This is a genomic window from Nocardia sp. NBC_01503, from assembly GCF_036327755.1.
Lineage (GTDB): Bacteria > Actinomycetota > Actinomycetes > Mycobacteriales > Mycobacteriaceae > Nocardia.
Genome location: NZ_CP109596.1, coordinates 3,286,662 through 3,304,875, shown reverse-complemented (window position 1 = coordinate 3,304,875; position 18,214 = coordinate 3,286,662). Strand labels below are relative to the sequence as shown.

Below are 18,214 nucleotides of genomic sequence, written 5' to 3'. Positions count from 1 at the left end.
CACCGCCGCCGACAGGCGACTCGCCGCACGGGATTCCGCATGGAGGTCGAGTACGTCCGGCTATAACAGGACGTGCGGTCTGTTCTTGGTAAGTCACAGAATGATTGCGCTAGGTTAACGTAAACTTAACTGGAGATGAACAGATGGATATCAAGGTTTGCGTGAATGCCACGCGTTCCACCGATCTCCCAGCTCAACGCAGTGATCTATAGTGCGTTCGCTGCTCCGAAGTCAGGTGTTCTGTGGCGTAGCTCAAAGCTGTCCGGCCCATAGCCGGAGCATGCGAATCCAGGAATCCAGTGAGAATCGCGGGATCCACCCGCTTGCCGATCTCGCGCAGCATCCACCCCAACGCCTTCTGAATCAGATCACGTTCGTCCCCCAGCAATCGCTCACACAGTTCGACGGTCGTGCCGGTATCCCCCGCCTTGATGAAGGCGAAAGTCGTCAGCAACGCCACCCGCCGCTCCCACAGCGAATCCGCACCAGCCAACTCGAATAGCAACCCCCGCGGGCGCTCCAGCAACCACGGACCCAGAATGAACTCCGCCGAAGCATCCACCAGATCCCAGTTGTTCACCCGCCCGCGTCGCACCGCCGCCAGATACAACTCCACAATCCGTTGTTGCGCCGCCACATCCGCACCCCGTTTACGCGTGGCCCGCGCCATCTCCCCATTCAAAATCACCAACCCGGCGAGCCGGTGCTCATGCACCGCGCTGTCGAGCAATAGATCGATCTGCGCGAGTGGCATTCCGGCGAACGGCTTCACCGCCGCGCGCGTCTTGGGCACCCGCACGCCGATGAACACATCCCCCTCGCCGTATTCGCCCGGCCCGGTCTTGAAGAACCGTTGCAGGTGCACCGCATCGCCCGCATCGGCCACTTTCGCCAATTCCGCCCGAACCGCCGCCGCGGTCAATTCACCGGTCACGCCACCATGATCGAGTACCCCACCGACACGCACTCGCCCCCACGCCGAATGCGGTAATGGCCACCCGGCGAGGCGCGATGCCCGGAGCACGGGTCGCGCATCCCGCGCGATCCTCCTCCTGGAGAGATAAGCAAATGCGCATTACGGGACGCGGAGCGCTCGGCGTAATCACCGCGGTACTCGGGTTTTTCGCACTCATCGGATGCTCCGCCACCAGCACCACCTCGCTACCCACCCCGACCCATCCCGTGGTGGTCGCCGCGACCCCGTTCCCCACCACCTCGAGCACGCCGGTCACCACCACGACCACGCTCCGCGCGGTGGCCCCGGAGACGACCCCGGGTTCCCCGGGCACCCCACCCGCACCGGTCACCACCATCGCCGCGCCCAGTGAGATCGTCCCACTTGTCCTGCCGCAGCAGACAATTCCGACCGCACCGGCCGTGGCCGCCCCGCAGATCGCGACCGAACCACCCACCGTGGCGGCACCGCAGCCGGTCCCCCAAGCCGCGACCGAACCCGTAATCTCCTGCGGTTCAGGACATTACGTCAACTCCAATGCCGTCTGCGTACCCGATCCGGTCGCGGCGCCCAGTGCGCCCTCCGGCGCTACCGCCCGGTGTGGCGACGGTACGTATTCATTCAGCCAGAACCGTAGCGGTACCTGCTCTCATCACGGCGGCGTACAACGCTGGCTGTGAGATCGCGTACCGAACGTGCTCGGCGTCAAGCGGTTTCAGCCGCGGCCTGTAACAGCACCTCGCCGAATCTGCGCATGTGATCGGGGCCGCCGTACCAGGCGGCCACCAGATCCACCGCGGCACTGCGCGTCTTGCGCGCGGCCCGCGCCAACTCCTCGACCGAACCCGCACCCGCCTCGGCGGCCTGCGCGGCCACATCCAGATCATGACTGGCCACCAGCAGCCGCATGATGTGATGCAGATCGATATTGGGGGCATCCTCGGCCCGGAACTCGCGGGCCCGCGCACCCTCGACGGTCGAAGCCGGTTGCGGCAGCTCGGGTTCCGGCGCGGCGCGACGGCCGGTGGACGAATCCGACTCCGGCGCGGCGTGCTGCGCGACGGGGGTTGTTTCGGGTGCGGCCCGGCGCGCCGGGGAATTCGCCGGACTCGACTCCGGCGCGGCTCGGCGCGAGGGCGAATTCGACTCGCGCGCAGCAAGTCCCGACGAGTTCTGATCCGCCGCGGCGTGACTCGACCAGGAGCTCAGATCGGATACGGAGCGATGTGCGGCCGTGTCGACCTCCGGAGCCGCCCGCCGCGATACCGGCTCGGGATCGGGGAGCGCCGGACGCTCGGCAGGCTCGGTAGCCGGAGCCGACAATCGCACGGCGGGCTCGGGGGCGGGCGCGGACAATCGCTCGGCGGAGAGAGCGGAACCGAACGGCTCGGGCTCCGGATCGGTCCCGGCACGGCGCACGGCCGCCTCCAGTTCAGCGGCACGGCGCAGCGAGGCCTCCAGATCCTGTGCGGCGCGGCGGGAGGATTCGAGATCCTGTGTCGCGCGACGGGAGTCGCTCTCGGCGACCGCGTGACCATTCAGGCCCGAGTGTCCGTTCAGCCCCGAGTGTCCGTTCAGCCCGGAGTGACCATCGGTGGCGGCGTAATCCGCGGTGAAGGCCGGGGCGGCGTCGAAGTCCTGCACCGAACGCCGCGCGGGCGTATCCACCTCCGGCGTGGACAGCCGCGGGGCCGCCGCGAAATCCTGGACCGAACGCCGCTGCGGCGAGTCGGATTCATTGGTGCGGCGCGTCATCGGCGACGACCACTGCACCGGATGTCCGGGCTGATCCAGGGCGGTCCGGCCGAGGGTCGAGTTCGAGCCGGTGTCGATGCCGGTCAGCACCGGATTGACGGAAGAGCCCTGGTCGGAGCCCTCCGGATGGGTGAGGCGGTAGCTCTCCTGGCGGGAGTTCAGGGGCGAACCCAACCCGGTGGTGAAATCGGCATCCATGGGCGACATTCTTACCGTGCCGCCGCGGCCCATGCGAGTCGGGCCGCGGCGAAAGCGATTCACGAGCAACGGTATTGGGGGATTGACGGCAAATCAGCAATTCGACGGCGCCGGCTCACCACGCAGACGGGCATCCACCCACGCCAGTGCGGACGGCATTCCGAGCACCGCGGCGGAGAGATGTTCGGGTGAGGCGTTCATATCCATCTCCAACCGCACCCCCGCGGCACAATAGCGCCTATCGGTGTTGACAATCGCATCCACCGGAATCAGCGGATCACTCGGCGAATGCCACTCGAACACCGGCATATTCGGCACCCCGTCGAACATCTCCAGACTGTTCTCCCGCAGCACCCCCTGCACGTCCGGATCATCGATCATCGAGGTACTGGCCGCGAACTCACGCGCACTGTGGCCCGCGCCGATCGCCATGATCTCGTTGGTGCAGCCATTGGCCATGGCATTGCGCGCCGCCAGACCGAGTTGATTCATCTGCGTACTGATCGGCAGCCGATCCGGATACTCCCGCTCCAGGCCGATCGCCGCCGCCATCGCCAAACCGAATGCCGGATGCGGTTGCAGACCGAGCGAATTCACCATCTTCACCATATTCATCGGCACACCACCCGTGGCCGCGCCCGCGATCCGCAATTCGGGTGCGTAGGTCGGAGCCAGCGCCGCCGCCCACGCCGTCGCCATCCCGCCGCCGGAGTAACCGGCCATTGCCACCGGACTGTTCGCCGCCGCCAACTCCGGCAGTCGCTGTACCGCGCGAATACCGTCCAGAGTGATCTGACCACCCAATTTGGCCGCACCATAGGCGAAATTCGGACCCAGATGATCCGGCAGCGCCACCGACCAGCCCCGCCGTAGCGCCACATTCAGCGCGACCGATTCCTTCACGAACAGATTCGGATCCGCCGTGTACAGCACCCGCGATACCGCGCAGTCGCTGCCCAGACCATTGATGATGTGCTGATAGGACAGCACCGGACCATCCGGGCGGTGCTCACGCGGAGTCAGCACGGTGGTGATCGCCGCGATCGGCGCACCCTCCGAACTCGTGGAACGGAATTTGATCGCCGTCACGGTGGTATCGGGAAAGAAGGGCAGCGGCGGCATGATTCGCGAGGCCAGCACATCACCCGGCTGATAGTTCGCCATATCCGCGGACTGGGCGTAGAAGGGGTCCGGATCCGGCCGGGGATAAATCGGATCCGCGGTGGCAACAGGTGTTCCGGCTACGATCGCGCACCCCACCGTGACCGCGCCGATAAGTCTGACCTTGTGCAGCAACCATCTGGCCTTCATCTGTTCCTCCGCGTGAATTAGCTCGATATGCGCTATGTCATGTCCCATATCGAGTGTCGTGCGGAAGAGAATCAGACTGTGCAGTGACACGCCAGCAAATCAGCCGAGCTGCGTCATACCCGCCGCCACCACCTGCGCCACATTGAAGATCTCATCGGAGGTCGGCAGCGTCAGACCATCCAGCGCGTGCAATCGATCGGTACTCGCGATCGCGAACATGGCCGAGACGAATGCCGCCGCGCACGCGCGCAAGGTATTGGGCTGCACCGGATCCGGCGCACTCGCCTGCAACACCCGGGCGGTGATATCGAGCATCTGATCTCGCATCCGCCGCAACTGTTTACGCACATCCGGATGCGTATCCGCCTCCCGCCACATGATCACCCGCAGCACCCCGGAGCGGGTGTCCCGAAGATTCAGCGCCGCATCCAGATTCACCAGGCTCTTGACCGGATCACCGGGAGCCACCAGCGAATCGATGTCATCGATGGGCTGTACCGGAACGCGCTCGGCCATCAGCGCCGACAGAATCGCGTCCTTGGTGGGGAAGTAATAGAAGACCAAACCCTTGGGGACCTCGGCGGCCGCGGCTATCGCGGCCGTCGGGGTCGCATCGAATCCCTGTGCCGCGAAGAGCTTCTCCGCGGCATCGAGAATGAGCTGACGGGCGTCGCCGTCCAGCTTCCTGGTCCGGCGGCGCCCCGCTCCCGGTCGACGCATCTGCATCAGTGGCTGGCACCCAGGTGCAGACGCCCCGTCACCGCGGGCATGGCGGACAGCGCCATGACCACGCTCAGCGCACCGACGACCCATGCGGTCCACGAGGCCCCGCTGTAGGAATCGAAGCCCATCACCCAGGGGGAGATGAACAGCAGTGCGCCGAGCACGACCAGCGCGTAGTCGGCGATACCGCCGAGCAGATCGCCGATCAGACCCAGACCGGTGAGGGCGATCAGCACGCCCAGCACGACCAGGGTCCACATTGCCTTGTCGCTGTGGCCGACCCACAGGGGCGACAGGGCGGCGACGGCGCCGAGGATAACGGTTACCGCGTGGGTACGGCTCTCGGTGAACATGAGGTGCCTCCTAAAGGCTGAGGATATGTCCTACTTTCCGGTTTAGTCCTGATTGACCGCCCGATCAATAAACTCCCGGCTACGATTCAGCACCTGATCGGATGTGGCGCGTGACACAGCGTCAAGGCCCCTGCGGAACCGATATGGTGAGCTACATGTCGCATTCGGTAGAACACGTTCTAATTGTCGGCGCCGGACTGGCCGGACTGAGAACCGCCGAAGAGCTGCGACGCGCAGGTTACGACGGCGAACTCACCCTCATCGGTGCCGAGAACCGCGCACCCTACGACCGGCCGCCGCTGTCCAAACAGTTCGTCCGCGGCGAGATCGAGGACACCGCGCTGCGGCCCGCCGAATTCTTCACCGAAAACCGCATCGACCTGCGGCTCGGAGTCAGTGCGACCGGTGTCGACACCACCGCCCGACGGGTCACCCTCGGCGACGGCGAGAGTCTCGGCTACGACCGGCTGATCATCGCCACCGGACTGCGGCCCCGGCGCATTCCCAGCTTTCCCGACGCCACCGGCGTGCACGTACTGCGCACCCACGACGATGCCGACGGTATGCGTCAACACCTCGCGACGGCACAGCACGCCGTCATCGTCGGCGCGGGATTCATCGGCTGCGAACTCACAGCGAGTTTTCGAGCGCGCGGAGTCGACGTGACGCTGGTCGAACCCCAGCCCACTCCCCTGGCCGCCGCCCTCGGCGTGGAGATCGGCGCACTCGTGGCGCGCATGCACACCGAGGAGGGCGTCGATGTGCGCTGCGGTGTCGGCGTCGAGGCACTGCTGGTCACCGAGAGCGATTCAGCTGCCGCCCAAGCTGATTCACGACCCGCGGTGCGGGGCGTCCGGCTCGGCGACGGCAGTGTCGTCGAGGCCGATCTCGTCGTGATCGGCGTCGGCTCGATCCCGGTCACCGAATGGCTGGCCGACTCCGGCATCCCACTGGCCGCACCCGCCGACGGCGGCGGCGTCCTCGCCGACGAGGTCGGGCGCACCGGCGTGGACGGCGTCTGGGCGGTCGGCGATGTGGCGGCATGGTTACACGACACCGGGCGCAACAGGCGGGTCGAACACTGGACCAATGCGGGCGAACAGGCGCAACTGCTCGCGGCCGCGATGCTCGGCACCGAACCGCCTGCCGCCGTACGGGTTCCGTACGTGTGGAGCGATCAGTACGACGTGAAGATCCAGGTGCTCGGCACCCCCGCGCTCGCCGACGAGGTACGAATCGTCGAGGACAAGGGGCGCAAATTCCTGGCCCACCTGTTCCGCGACGGGACGCTGGTCGCCGTCGTCGGCGCGGGTATGACCGGCAAGGTCATGAAGATGCGCGGACAGCTCGCCGCCGCGCATCAAACCCCGGTCGGCTGAGCCACCCTCGAGATCGCGTGCTCAGCTCGACCGGGCCTGCGCGCGGAGCTTGGCGACGCGCTCACGCGGGTCGTAATGCGGGCCGACACCCTCGATCAACAGAAGGTCACCGTCGATGTGATCGGTGCGCAAATGCAAGATCTCTTGATAAGCGGGCGAGCGGTACCAGGCACGGGCCTGATCCATGGTCGGGAACTCCAGCAACACCATCGAACCCGGCCATTCACCTTCCACCACCTCCACCGGCGGGCCGTGAATGACGAACCGGCCCGCGTACGGATCCAAGGTGTCCTGGATGCGCTCCAGATACTCCAGAATCTCCGGATGCGGACGCCGATCCCGCAGATGCGCGAACCCGTACGCGGACATGAGCCACTCCTTCGTTCGAACCGGCCACCAGCACCCGGCGGCCCCTTCGAACGGTAGGAGCGCCGCGCGCCGAACCCAATTACCTCGCAGGTAAAGCCGCAATCCGGACCCGCGGTTCGCGAGGGCGCGGGGTACTTCACTACCGTGACAGCTGTGATCGTCGCGCTCATTGATTCCGGACTGGGGATGCTGCCCACGGGGGCGTGGTTGCGCAAATTGCGCCCCGATATCGATCTGCTGCTGCAAATGGACCCCGACGGCGCACCCTGGGGACCCAAACCCGAGCAGTGGGTCATCGACCGCGTGCTCGACACCGCACGCGCGTCCCTGCGCGAAGGCGCGGAAGTCATTGTGGTGCCGTGCAATACGGCCAGCGTCACCGCACTGGAACCGCTGCGCGCCGAGGTCGGGCCGGGCGTACCGGTGATCGGCACCGTACCCGCCATCAAACCCGCCGCCGCCGCTTGCCACCGGGTTGCGGTCTGGGCGACCGCCGCCACCACCGCCAGCGCCTATCAGGCCGACCTGATCGCCCGCTTCGGTGGCGAAGCCGAGATCACCGGCGTCGCCTGCCACGGCCTGGCCGACGCCATCGACCGCGGCGATCTGCCCGCCATCACCGAGGCCATCACCAGCGCCGCCGCCCGCACCCCCGCCGACACCGAGGGCATCGTCCTCGGCTGCACCCATTACCCGCTGGTCATCGACGCCATCCTCGCCGCCCTCCCGGCCGGCATCCGCGTCTTCGACAGCGCCGAAGCCGTAGCCGCGCAAACCCTGCGCCGCATGGACGCCCTCGGCCGCCCCACCACCGGCACCGCCACCACCCGCGTCCTCACCAGCAACCGCCCCGGCATCATGCCCGCCGCCGCGGCCGCCTTCGACTCCGGCCGTCTGCTCGGCGCACGAGGACTCGGTTCGGTACCCACCGCCTGAGCAGACGTTTGGCCTGCTCGGATACGGGCAGGTCATCACCATGAGTGAAACAGGACGAGAGGACGAACGACCGGCCATCCCCGAGCCGGAGGTGAGCGCGGCCAATCGGGAGCAAGCGGCGCGCATGACCGCCTCCTACGCGGACGACCGGCCCACGACGGTCTTGCCTGGCACCGACGGCATGGTCTCGGGGACAGCGATATCAGATTGGGTCGACGACAATGGCGACCCGATCTACGGGCGGGACGAACCCCACGACCGCGAATACCCTGCGGACCGATGAATTCGAATCAGTCGGTGCTCTTCGGATGACCGGCACCGGCATAGGTGGGCCAGACGGTGGCCCGCGCATCATCGATGAGATACCAGATCCGGCCTCCCGCACTGACCTCATATTGCCAGCGCTCCAGCGTCGCACCTTTCCAAATCGCTGATCCGAGAACACCTTTGAGGCGGTGCTGACGGTCGGGATTCAGCGCCACGCGCGGGTCCACTCGGAGCGCCCGGCGCAGGTTTGCCGGAACCTGCTGGGCCGGTACCTCCCATCCTGCAGCGGATTCCACTGTGGCAAAACGGATTTCGAATTCCGGGCCGATCGCAGGCGGTGCGGCTCGGTCGCCGCGTTTCGGACTCATTTCAGCCCCCTCGCCAGGCGGGGGCACCGGCCTTGGATGTTATGGCCAGAGTATGCAAAGCGAAAGGGCCGCTCCCCCGGAGGGGAACGGCCCTTTCAGTAAGAACTAAGTCTTACTTGTTGATCTTGGTGACGCGACCGGCACCGACGGTGCGGCCACCCTCACGGATCGCGAAACGCAGGCCCTCTTCCATGGCGACCGGCTGGATGAGCTTGACGCTCATCTCGGTGTTGTCGCCGGGCATGACCATCTCGGTGCCCTCGGGGAGGGTAACGACGCCGGTCACGTCCGTGGTGCGGAAGTAGAACTGCGGGCGGTAGTTGTTGAAGAACGGGGTGTGGCGGCCGCCCTCGTCCTTCGACAGGATGTACGCCTGGCCCTCGAACTCCGTGTGCGGAGTGGTGGTGCCCGGCTTCACGACGACCTGGCCGCGCTCGACATCTTCACGCTTGATGCCACGAACCAGCAGACCGACGTTGTCGCCCGCCTGGCCGTTGTCGAGCAGCTTACGGAACATCTCGATGCCGGTGATCGTGGTCTTCGTGGTCTTCTCACGAATGCCGACGATCTCGACTTCCTCGTTCACGTTGATGATGCCGCGCTCGATACGACCGGTGACGACGGTGCCACGACCGGTGATGGTGAACACGTCCTCGATCGGCATGAGGAACGGCTTCTCGGTCTCACGAACCGGGTCCGGGATGGACTCGTCGACCGCGTTCATCAGCTCGACGATGGACTCGGTCCACTTCGGGTCGCCCTCGAGCGCCTTCAGACCGGAGACGCGCACGACCGGCGCATCCTCGTCGAACTCCTGGGCGGCCAGCAGTTCGCGGACCTCCATCTCGACGAGCTCGAGGATTTCCTCGTCGTCGACCATGTCCGACTTGTTCAGCGCGACCAGGATGTAGGGCACGCCGACCTGACGGGCGAGCAGCACGTGCTCGCGAGTCTGGGGCATCGGGCCATCGGTGGCGGCGACCACGAGGATGGCGCCATCCATCTGGGCCGCACCGGTGATCATGTTCTTGATGTAGTCAGCGTGGCCCGGGGCGTCGACGTGGGCGTAGTGACGCTTCTCGGTCTGGTACTCGACGTGGGAGATGTTGATCGTGATACCACGAGCCTTCTCCTCCGGAGCCTTGTCGATCTGGTCGAACGCGAAGGCCGCGTTCAGGTCCGGGTACTTGTCAGCCAGCACCTTGGTGATCGCCGCGGTCAGCGTGGTCTTGCCGTGGTCGACGTGACCAATGGTGCCGATGTTGACGTGGGGCTTCGTCCGCTCGAACTTCGCCTTCGCCACTGTTGTCCTCCTGGACTAGTTAGTGCGTGCTTTTTTGCAGCAGTGCGGTTTGTATTACAGGGGGTCGAACTGGAAACCGACTTATTCGCCGGTCGCCTTGGCGATGATCTCCTTCGACACATTGGCCGGAACCTCTGCGTACGAATTGAACACCATGGAGAAGTTGGCCCGGCCCTGGGTCTTGGACCGCAGGTCACCGATGTAGCCGAACATCTCCGAAAGCGGAACCAGCGCCTTGACGACACGGGCACCACTGCGCTCCTCCATGGCCTGGATCTGGCCACGGCGAGAGTTCAGGTCGCCGATCACTTCGCCCATGTAGTCCTCGGGCGTGATGACCTCGACCGCCATGAGCGGCTCGAGAATCACCGGACCGGCCTTGCGAGCCGCTTCCTTGAGGGCCGCGGAACCGGCGATCTTGAACGCCATTTCCGAGGAGTCGACCTCGTGGTAGGCGCCGTCGAGCAGCGAGGCCCGAATGTTGACCAGCGGGAAGCCCGCGAGCACGCCGTACTGCATGGCGTCCTGCATACCTGCGTCAACAGAGGGGATGTACTCGCGCGGCACGCGACCACCGGTGACCTTGTTCTGGAACTCGTAGGTCGCGCCGTCCTCGGCGTCGGTCAACGGCTCCAGAGCGATGATCACGCGGGCGAACTGGCCCGAGCCACCGGTCTGCTTCTTGTGGGTGTACTCGTGCTTCTCGACAGCCTTGGTGATGGTCTCGCGGTACGCGACCTGCGGCTTACCGATGTTCGCCTCGACCTTGAACTCGCGCTTCATGCGGTCCACGTAGATGTCGAGCTGGAGCTCGCCCATACCACCGATGATGGTCTGGCCGGTCTCCTGATCCAGCTTCACATTGAAGGTCGGATCCTCTTCGGCGAACTTCTGGATCGCGCCGCCCAGCTTCTCCTGATCGGCCTTGGTCTTCGGCTCGATCGCGACCTGGATAACCGGGTCCGGGAAGGTCATGGACTCGAGCACGATCTGGTTCTGCGCGTCACAGAGGGTGTCACCGGTGGTGGTGTCCTTCAGGCCGATGACCGCGTAGATGTGACCGGCAACGGCCTCGGGGACCGGGTTCTCCTTGTTGGAGTGCATCTGGAACAGCTTGCCCAGACGCTCCTTCTTGCCCTTGGTCGCGTTGACGACCTGAGCACCGGAGTCGACCTTGCCCGAGTAGACGCGGACGTAGGTCAGCTTGCCGAAGAACGGGTGCGTCGCGATCTTGAACGCCAGGGCCGCGAAAGGCTCGTCCACGGACGGCTTGCGGACCAGGATCTCGTCTTCCTTGTTGGGCGCGTGGCCCGACACGGACTCGACATCCAGCGGCGAGGGCAGGTAATCGATGACGGCGTCGAGCATGGGCTGAACGCCCTTGTTCTTGAACGCCGAACCGCACAGCACCGGGTAGAGCTCGGAGTTGACGGTCATCTTGCGGATGGCGCCCTTGATCTCCTCGATCGAGAGCTCCTCACCACCGAAGAACTTCTCCAGCAGCGACTCGTCCGACTCGGCGACGGTCTCGAGCAGTTCCTGACGGTACTGCTCGGCGCGCTCCTTGAGATCGGCCGGGATCTCGACGACCTCGTACTGCTCGCCGAGCTTGGTCTCGCCACGCCACACCTTGGCGTTGTTCTCGACCAGGTCGACGATGCCCTCGAAGGTATCCTCGGCGCCGATCGGAAGCTGGATCACCAGCGGGCGGGCGCCCAGGCGATCCTTGATGGTCTGGACGGTGAAGTAGAAGTCCGCACCCAGCTTGTCCATCTTGTTGACAAAGCAGATACGCGGAACGTCGTACTTGTCGGCCTGACGCCACACCTGCTCGGACTGCGGCTCAACACCTTCTTTACCGTCGAACACCGCGACGGCGCCGTCGAGGACGCGGAGCGAACGCTCCACCTCGACGGTGAAGTCGACGTGCCCGGGGGTGTCGATGATGTTGATCTGGTTGTCATTCCAGTAACAGGTCGTCGCGGCCGACGTGATCGTGATGCCGCGTTCCTGCTCCTGGGCCATCCAGTCCATGGTGGCTGCACCGTCGTGCACCTCACCGATCTTGTACGTGATGCCGGTGTAGAAGAGGATGCGTTCGGTGGTCGTCGTCTTACCGGCATCGATGTGCGCCATGATGCCGATGTTGCGGACCCTGTTGAGGTCGGTGAGCACGTCCTGTGCCACGGAAATCTTCCCCGCTCGTAGCTAGTTGGGATCTTCGGGAACGACCCTGGCTTCTCCAGCGGTCATCACTGTGTCAACGCCCGGCGCGGCGGGTAGGTGCCGCGCCGGACTGTGACTCGACTCCCGGACCATCCGAACGGAGGGGCCGGGTGTCCAATCACCAGCGGTAGTGCGCGAAGGCCCGGTTCGACTCGGCCATCTTGTGGGTGTCCTCGCGACGCTTCACCGAAGCGCCCAGGCCATTGCTGGCGTCGAGGAGCTCATTGGCGAGACGCTCGATCATGGTCTTCTCGCGACGGGCGCGGGAGTAGTTGACCAGCCAGCGCAGCGCCAGGGTGTTGGAGCGGCCCGGACGGACCTCGACCGGCACCTGGTAGGTGGCGCCACCGACGCGGCGGGGCTTCACCTCCAGGGCGGGCTTGACGTTGTCCAGCGCGCGCTTGAGGGTGACGACCGGATCGGTGCCGGTCTTCTCGCGCGCCTGCTCGAGGGCGCCGTAGACGATGCGCTCGGCGGTGGACTTCTTGCCGTCCAGCAGGATCTTGTTGACCAGCTGAGTGACCAGCGGGGACCCGTAGACCGGGTCGTTGATCAGCGGACGCTTGGGTGCGGGGCCCTTGCGTGGCATATCAGCTCTTCTCCTTCTTGGCGCCGTAGCGGCTGCGAGCCTGCTTGCGGTTCTTCACGCCCTGGGTATCGAGCGAACCGCGGATGATCTTGTAGCGCACACCGGGGAGGTCCTTCACACGACCGCCGCGGACGAGCACCATCGAGTGCTCCTGCAGGTTGTGGCCCTCGCCGGGGATGTACGCCGTGACCTCGACCGCGCTGGTCAGGCGAACACGCGCGACCTTACGCAGCGCGGAGTTCGGCTTCTTCGGGGTCGTGGTGTACACGCGGGTGCACACGCCACGACGCTGCGGGCTCCCCTTCAGGGCCGCAGTCTTGGTCTTGGAGACCTTGTCGCGACGACCCTTGCGGACCAGCTGGTTGATGGTTGGCATAGACCGGCTTTCCTTATTTAGTAACCAGGTGTCTGGAACTTCATGTCTTGGTCATTCGAGCTTTTCGCCCAGTTCCCGTGGCATTTCCTCGCCACGAGGTCGGGCGTGTCATACGCAGCGCGGTGTCCGAAATCCGGGCACGCTGGAACGGTCAGCCGCTCTCGCTGGCCTACGTACTGCGCACAAACCTGCCCGAATGCTTCCGGGCACAGCGGTCCACGATACCCGCACCCTTTACAGGGGGCAAAAAGGGGTCCGGGAACCGGGCCTGGTAGAGCGGTTATCGCGCAAGGTTGAGGGTCAACTCCACCAGCTTGCGGGCCGCTTCGCACGGATCGCCGTGGCTGGAACCGGCGCGATAGTTCACCCACCAGCCCACGATTCCGGTGTCCGCGGCGGGTGCGCTGACACCGCACGAATCCGGGTCATTGGGGCGATGGGTCTCCAGGGAACGACGACCCTGCACGGTTATGTCATTGGTCACATAGCCCAGGCGATCGTTATTGGACTTCTCGTTCGCGAGCGAACCCTCCTCGTACCAGCTGAGGGTCACCATGCCGCTGCCGGATGATCCGCCGGACAGATCCCACATACAGACCGCGCCGTTGAACGAGGGGCTCGCGTAGGTGCCCTCACCGACGGTCTTGCCGATGTCGTCGGCGGAGACGACCTCGCATTCGCGCAGCAGCTTGTCGAAGTTGGTATTGATCTTGCCGCCGTTGTCGGTGGTGGTGCCGCCGGCGGGCAGGGCGGTGCCGGGCACGGTATTGCCGCAACCGGCGACCGCGGTGCTGAGCGCGAGTGCCGCGAGCAGCACCGCACCCCGAGTTCGCCGCATCCCCGTACTCCCCCTCATCCGAGACGCTGCACGGTCAGTTCGGCCATCTTGTGGGTGCGGTCGCAGGGATTGCCCAGATTGCCCGCACCGAAGACGCCGTAGGACATGGACCATTCGAAGAAGTCGTCGTCCAACTGCACCGCGAGATCGCAGACGCTGCCGCGCGGGTCCAGTGCCTGGAAGCCCTTCTTACCGCCGACATCGATGGTCTGCGGATTACGGCCGACGCTGGCCACCCACGCCTTCTCGCGGTCGATGGGGCTGCCCCGATAGGAGGCGAAAGTGACGCTGGCCGAGGTCATTCCGGCGGCCTGCCAATTGCACCCGACCGCGTTCTTGAAGACCGTGGAGACCGAGCCCAACCCGCCGAGATCGCGCACTTCGTCGTCGGTGAGGTGGCCGCATTCGCCCACGAACGGACCCAGCGTCGCCACCTTCGGGGGTGGGCGCAGAGGTCCGCTCGGGGTGTCCGAATCACTACTTCCCCCACAGGCCGACAGCAGCAGCGCGAGGCTCAACACAATGCCTATCTTGCCCCTGCGCCCCGCTCCGGGGCGGGTTCGCGGCCCTGAGGTCTCGATTCTTCCCTCCTCCGCTCCTCCGCTGCGCTCCCCCGCTCCGTCAGTCCAGAATCGAGACGGCCGCGAACCATCTGCGTACATGCTCTGGACGGTACCGGAAGGGGGCGGTGCGGTGGCGGTGGCGGCAGTCACGTGGGAGAACGTGCCACACAGAGGTTTCCGGCTGGCGGATCAGAGGTTGCCGCGGGCCTCCTGTTCGCGTTCGATGGCCTGGAACAGCGCCTTGAAATTGCCCTTGCCGAAGCCGAGCGAACCGTGCCGTTCGATGAGTTCGAAGAAGACGGTGGGGCGGTCGGTGATGGGCTTGCAGAAGATCTGCAGCAGATAGCCGTCCTCATCGCGGTCGACCAGGATGCCGCGACTCTGCAACTCCGCGACCGGAACCCGGACGTGGCCGATGCGAGTGCGGAGTTCGGCGTCCTCGTAATAGGTGTCGGGGGTGTCGAGGAATTCGACGCCCTCGCGGCGCAGTGTGTCGACGGCGGTGAGGATATCGCCGGTGGCCAGGGCGATGTGCTGGACGCCGGGGCCGCGATAGAACTCCAGGTACTCGTCGATCTGAGACTTCTTGCGGCTCACCGCGGGTTCGTTGAGCGGGAACTTGACGCGGTGATTGCCATTGGCGACCACCTTGCTCATGAGCGCGGAGTATTCGGTGGCGATATCGTCGCCGACGAATTCGGCCATATTCTCGAAACCCATGACGCGGCGGTAGAACTCGACCCATTCGTCCATCTGCCCGAGCTCCACATTGCCGACCACATGGTCGATGGCCTGGAAGACGCGCTTGGGCGCACCCGGGCGCGGCTCGAATCGTGAACGGCGGGTGATGTATCCGGGCAGGTAGGGGCCGTCGTAGCGGGAGCGGTCGATGAGCGAGTGCCGGGTTTCGCCGTAGGTGGCGATGGCGGCGGAGCGGACGGTGCCGAAATCGTCTGTCTCATCGTGCGGTTCGACCAGGACGGTGGCGCCGTGCGTGCGGGCCCATGCGATGCAGCGGTCCACATCCGGAACCTCGAGGGCGATATCGGTGACGCCGTCGCCGTGCCGATCGTGGTGGGCGATCAGGGAACTGCCGGGATCGACCGCACCGCGCACCACGAAACGCGCGCCGCCGCTGCGCAGTACGAAGGCCTTGTGATCGCGGTTGCCGGTCTCGGGGCCGGAGTACGCCTCCAGGCGCATTCCGAAGGCGGATTCCAGGAAGTGGGCGGTCTGGGTGGCATTGCCGACGGTCCAGACCAGGGCGTCCCAGCCCAGGACGGGGAAGGGGTCGGCGGTGGCGTCGTGATCGATCAGTCCGACCAGTCGGCGGAGATCCTCGGTCTCTTGTCCAGCAACCTCGATGCTCATGTGTCCAGGAAATCGTCGTGCGATCAGCTGAGCAATATCGGTGCGTTCTCGTAGACACCCTGGTGAATTACGCCACCATTTCCGTGCTGGTGCTGGACAATTTGAATACCTCATCACCCGGAGCGGAGGTCCCGCAATGGCACGCACGCCCGCCAAGCTGGACGAACTTGACCTGGCCATCCTGACCGCCATGCACGAGTACCAGAAGGCTGGGATTCTGGAGCTGTCGCGGCGCACCCGAGTCGCGCGCGCGACGGTGCAGTCCCGAATCGCGCGCATGGAGGAGGCGGGTGTGATCGCCTCCTATGATCCCCAAATCGATGTCACGGCAGCGGGATTCGATGTGCAGGCGTTCGTCACGCTGGAGATAGCCCAGGGTGCGCTGGAAGCGGTCGCCACCGATCTGGAGGCGATTCCCGGCGTCCTCGAGGCCTATGCCACCACCGGTTCCAGTGATGTGCTGTGCCGGATCGGCGCGGATTCGCACGCCGGATTGCAGAGTGTGCTGCTGAGCATCGATCGCAGCGCGTCGATCTCGCGGTCACACAGTGTGATCGTGCTGTCGACGGTCGTGCCGCAACGCACCCTGCCACTGCTGCGGACCTTGACGCCCGCCGGATCGAGTAAAGCTCCGGCATACCGCAATTCGCGCTGAGCGCTACAACCGATCCATTCGGGTGATCAGCCCGCAGACGTGTGCCTCGGCTGCCGCGCGGGCGTCTCCCGGATGCCCGGATTCGAGGGCTTCGAGGATGCGACGGTGTTCGCGCAGCGCGGTGCGGCGGTTACGGGGGTGGGTCCAGAGGTCGCCGCGGTAGAGGTGGGCCTGGGCCTCGAGGCGGGATAGTTCGTCGGCGAGGGTGCGGTTGCCCGAGCGTTCCCGGATGAAGGTGTGGAACTCCAGGTCCAGGACGGTGTCCCGGGCCGGATCGGCATTGTCGCGCAGGTTGTCGTCCTGGGCGGAGAGCATGGCGGTGAGTTTGCCGAGGTCGAATTCGGTGACCCGGGTGGCGGCCCCGGCGGCCGCCAGCCCGTCCAGGACGGAGCGGACGGCGAGGACATCACGGATCTGGTCGTCGTCCACCACGGCGACGCGTGCGCCCGCGTGCGGGACATTCACGGCCAGGCCCTCGTAGATGAGCTGCTGTACCGCTTCGCGAACCGGACTGCGGCTCACCCCGAGCCGCGCGGACAGGGCCAGCACGCTCAGCGGTGCGCCCGGTTCCAGTTCACCGGAGAGCACGAGCTGGCGCAGCTGCCGGTGCACGGAGGGGCCGAGCAGCTCGCTGTCCGGTTCGGTCATGGCGGTCCTTTCCTGATCGAGATGAAATTACCCTTGCGGCCGGTAGTTGGCGCGCACGCGCTCGGCGAGGAAGTCGGCGGCGGTGACCGGCGGGTAGACGCCTCGCGGGCCCTGGATCACGGCGTCGCGGTCGGCCTGGGCGAAGTAGGCGATGCTGTAGCGATCGCCCTGGTATTCGTCCCGCCCCGGACTGCGGACCCGGTGGAAGTTCGAGGGCAGCAGGTCATCGCTCCAGCGGGTGAGCATGTCACCGATATTGCAGGTGATGAGCGCGGAGGACGGGGTGATGGAGGTCCACTGCTGTTCGGCCATCTCCTTACCGGGGCACACCTGCAGGCCGCCCTGGCCGTCGCGCTGGAAAAGCAGTGTGAGGCAGTCGAAATCGGTGTGCGCGCCCGCCCGCCAGCGGCCCGGGACATCGCGCAGTTCGGGCGGGACGGCGAAGTAGTGCAGTAGCCGCAGCGTGGATTGATACTGCTCGGAGCCGGGATCGTGTGCGGCGGTGAAGTGTTCACGCGGCAGGCCGAGCCGGTCGGCGAAGCAGGACAGCACCCGCATGGCGACCTGCCAGCAGCTGTATTCGAAATCCAGTATGGCGGTGGTGAATCCGGCGAGTTCCCGCTCGCTGGGCCAGCGGCCGGTCATATGCGGCCGGGTGATCTGGTAGGACTCCTTCTGGTCCGGGACGCCGATGGAGGGGCGCACCTGACTCAGGCTCTCCCATCCCGCATTGTCGGCTTTGACCAGCGGGTACTGTGCCTTCACCGGCTCCGGGAGGGCGAAGAAGTCCGCGGTGAGGGCGAATACGGCGTCCATCTGTTCCTGCGGGATACCGTGGCCTGAGAGTTGGAAGAAGCCGATCTCGGTGGCGGCGGTCCAGAGCTGGTCGGTGATCTCGGCGCGGCGATTGTCGAAGTCGCCTAGGTCGATAATGGCGATATCGCGGACGGCCTCGGCTCCGAGCCCGCCCATCTGCTTCTCGCGGGCGACTTCTGCGGTGTCGTTGCTCATGGGAATCCTTGTCCGGTAGA

At 65.7% G+C, this 18,214-nt stretch carries 21 protein-coding genes; 5 read left to right on the top strand and 16 right to left on the bottom strand.

Features of this window, described 5'->3' with window-relative positions; all coding sequences use genetic code 11:
* Positions 1–193: 193 nt before the first annotated feature.
* Positions 194–934: a DNA alkylation repair protein gene (locus OHB26_RS15030; RefSeq protein ID WP_330184778.1), complete on the bottom strand. Its 741-nt coding sequence runs from the start codon at positions 932–934 to the stop codon at positions 194–196.
* A 134-nt stretch (positions 935–1,068) separates the two neighbouring features.
* Here OHB26_RS15030 and OHB26_RS15025 point away from each other — a divergent pair, with 134 nt between their 5' ends.
* Positions 1,069–1,635 carry a DUF3761 domain-containing protein gene (locus OHB26_RS15025; RefSeq protein WP_330184777.1) on the top strand — a complete coding sequence of 189 codons (567 nt, stop codon included), beginning with the start codon at positions 1,069–1,071 and terminating at the stop codon, positions 1,633–1,635.
* Positions 1,636–1,660: 25 nt separating this feature from the next.
* On the opposite strand, the gene OHB26_RS15020 is transcribed toward OHB26_RS15025, so the two are convergent.
* The 4 genes from OHB26_RS15020 to OHB26_RS15005 all read right to left on the bottom strand — a co-directional run bounded on the left by OHB26_RS15020 (position 1,661) and on the right by OHB26_RS15005 (position 5,295).
* The gene (locus tag OHB26_RS15020) at positions 1,661–2,908 is read right to left on the bottom strand and encodes a hypothetical protein (protein WP_330184776.1); all 1,248 of its coding nucleotides are present in this window, start codon (positions 2,906–2,908) and stop codon (positions 1,661–1,663) included.
* Between the two features lie 93 nt (positions 2,909–3,001).
* Positions 3,002–4,219 carry a lipase family protein gene (locus OHB26_RS15015; protein WP_330185648.1) on the bottom strand — a complete coding sequence of 406 codons (1,218 nt, stop codon included), beginning with the start codon at positions 4,217–4,219 and terminating at the stop codon, positions 3,002–3,004.
* 99 nt (positions 4,220–4,318) lie between these two features.
* Complete coding sequence (locus OHB26_RS15010) at positions 4,319–4,939, bottom strand: TetR/AcrR family transcriptional regulator (RefSeq protein WP_330184775.1); 621 nt, start codon at positions 4,937–4,939, stop codon at positions 4,319–4,321.
* Positions 4,940–4,944: 5 nt separating this feature from the next.
* Positions 4,945–5,295 carry an SPW repeat protein gene (locus OHB26_RS15005; protein WP_330184774.1) on the bottom strand — a complete coding sequence of 117 codons (351 nt, stop codon included), beginning with the start codon at positions 5,293–5,295 and terminating at the stop codon, positions 4,945–4,947.
* A 155-nt stretch (positions 5,296–5,450) separates the two neighbouring features.
* On the opposite strand from OHB26_RS15005, the gene OHB26_RS15000 reads away from it, so the two are divergent.
* Complete coding sequence (locus OHB26_RS15000) at positions 5,451–6,674, top strand: NAD(P)/FAD-dependent oxidoreductase (protein ID WP_330184773.1); 1,224 nt, start codon at positions 5,451–5,453, stop codon at positions 6,672–6,674.
* Positions 6,675–6,695: 21 nt separating this feature from the next.
* Here the strand turns inward: OHB26_RS15000 and OHB26_RS14995 are convergent, their stop codons facing one another.
* A complete protein-coding gene (locus OHB26_RS14995) occupies positions 6,696–7,043 on the bottom strand; it encodes a DUF1330 domain-containing protein (RefSeq protein WP_330184772.1) in 348 nt (115 codons plus the stop codon).
* A gap of 153 nt (positions 7,044–7,196) precedes the next feature.
* Between OHB26_RS14995 and OHB26_RS14990 the strand changes: the two genes are divergently transcribed.
* Together OHB26_RS14990 and OHB26_RS14985 are read left to right on the top strand one after the other, a co-directional pair.
* On the top strand, positions 7,197–7,979 hold the full coding sequence (locus OHB26_RS14990; RefSeq protein WP_330184771.1) for a glutamate racemase: 783 nt from the start codon (positions 7,197–7,199) through the stop codon (positions 7,977–7,979).
* Positions 7,980–8,019: 40 nt separating this feature from the next.
* A complete protein-coding gene (locus OHB26_RS14985) occupies positions 8,020–8,262 on the top strand; it encodes a hypothetical protein (RefSeq protein WP_330184770.1) in 243 nt (80 codons plus the stop codon).
* Positions 8,263–8,269: 7 nt separating this feature from the next.
* On the opposite strand, the gene OHB26_RS14980 is transcribed toward OHB26_RS14985, so the two are convergent.
* The 8 genes from OHB26_RS14980 to hppD form a co-directional block, all read right to left on the bottom strand.
* On the bottom strand, positions 8,270–8,614 hold the full coding sequence (locus tag OHB26_RS14980; protein ID WP_330184769.1) for a hypothetical protein: 345 nt from the start codon (positions 8,612–8,614) through the stop codon (positions 8,270–8,272).
* A gap of 112 nt (positions 8,615–8,726) precedes the next feature.
* Positions 8,727–9,917, bottom strand: coding sequence for an elongation factor Tu (gene tuf, locus OHB26_RS14975; RefSeq protein ID WP_067566908.1), 1,191 nt, complete (start codon positions 9,915–9,917; stop codon positions 8,727–8,729).
* Between the two features lie 81 nt (positions 9,918–9,998).
* Positions 9,999–12,104, bottom strand: a complete 2,106-nt coding sequence (fusA, locus tag OHB26_RS14970) for an elongation factor G (RefSeq protein ID WP_330184768.1) — start codon at positions 12,102–12,104, stop codon at positions 9,999–10,001.
* 157 nt (positions 12,105–12,261) lie between these two features.
* Positions 12,262–12,732: a 30S ribosomal protein S7 gene (rpsG, locus tag OHB26_RS14965; RefSeq protein WP_030525248.1), complete on the bottom strand. Its 471-nt coding sequence runs from the start codon at positions 12,730–12,732 to the stop codon at positions 12,262–12,264.
* 1 nt (position 12,733) lies between these two features.
* Entirely contained in the window at positions 12,734–13,108 is a 375-nt protein-coding gene (gene rpsL, locus OHB26_RS14960) for a 30S ribosomal protein S12 (protein ID WP_019049359.1), read from the bottom strand.
* A 280-nt stretch (positions 13,109–13,388) separates the two neighbouring features.
* Entirely contained in the window at positions 13,389–13,946 is a 558-nt protein-coding gene (locus tag OHB26_RS14955; RefSeq protein WP_330184767.1) for a DUF3558 domain-containing protein, read from the bottom strand.
* A gap of 14 nt (positions 13,947–13,960) precedes the next feature.
* Positions 13,961–14,467: a DUF3558 domain-containing protein gene (locus OHB26_RS14950; RefSeq protein ID WP_330184766.1), complete on the bottom strand. Its 507-nt coding sequence runs from the start codon at positions 14,465–14,467 to the stop codon at positions 13,961–13,963.
* A 231-nt stretch (positions 14,468–14,698) separates the two neighbouring features.
* The gene (hppD, locus tag OHB26_RS14945; protein ID WP_330184765.1) at positions 14,699–15,880 is read right to left on the bottom strand and encodes a 4-hydroxyphenylpyruvate dioxygenase; all 1,182 of its coding nucleotides are present in this window, start codon (positions 15,878–15,880) and stop codon (positions 14,699–14,701) included.
* Positions 15,881–16,016: 136 nt separating this feature from the next.
* Between hppD and OHB26_RS14940 the strand changes: the two genes are divergently transcribed.
* Positions 16,017–16,535 carry an Lrp/AsnC family transcriptional regulator gene (locus tag OHB26_RS14940; protein ID WP_330184764.1) on the top strand — a complete coding sequence of 173 codons (519 nt, stop codon included), beginning with the start codon at positions 16,017–16,019 and terminating at the stop codon, positions 16,533–16,535.
* A gap of 3 nt (positions 16,536–16,538) precedes the next feature.
* Here the strand turns inward: OHB26_RS14940 and OHB26_RS14935 are convergent, their stop codons facing one another.
* Together OHB26_RS14935 and OHB26_RS14930 are read right to left on the bottom strand one after the other, a co-directional pair.
* A complete protein-coding gene (locus OHB26_RS14935) occupies positions 16,539–17,183 on the bottom strand; it encodes a GntR family transcriptional regulator (RefSeq protein WP_330184763.1) in 645 nt (214 codons plus the stop codon).
* 27 nt (positions 17,184–17,210) lie between these two features.
* Positions 17,211–18,194, bottom strand: a complete 984-nt coding sequence (locus OHB26_RS14930; protein WP_330184762.1) for an isopenicillin N synthase family dioxygenase — start codon at positions 18,192–18,194, stop codon at positions 17,211–17,213.
* Between the last annotated feature and the right edge of the window lie 20 nt (positions 18,195–18,214).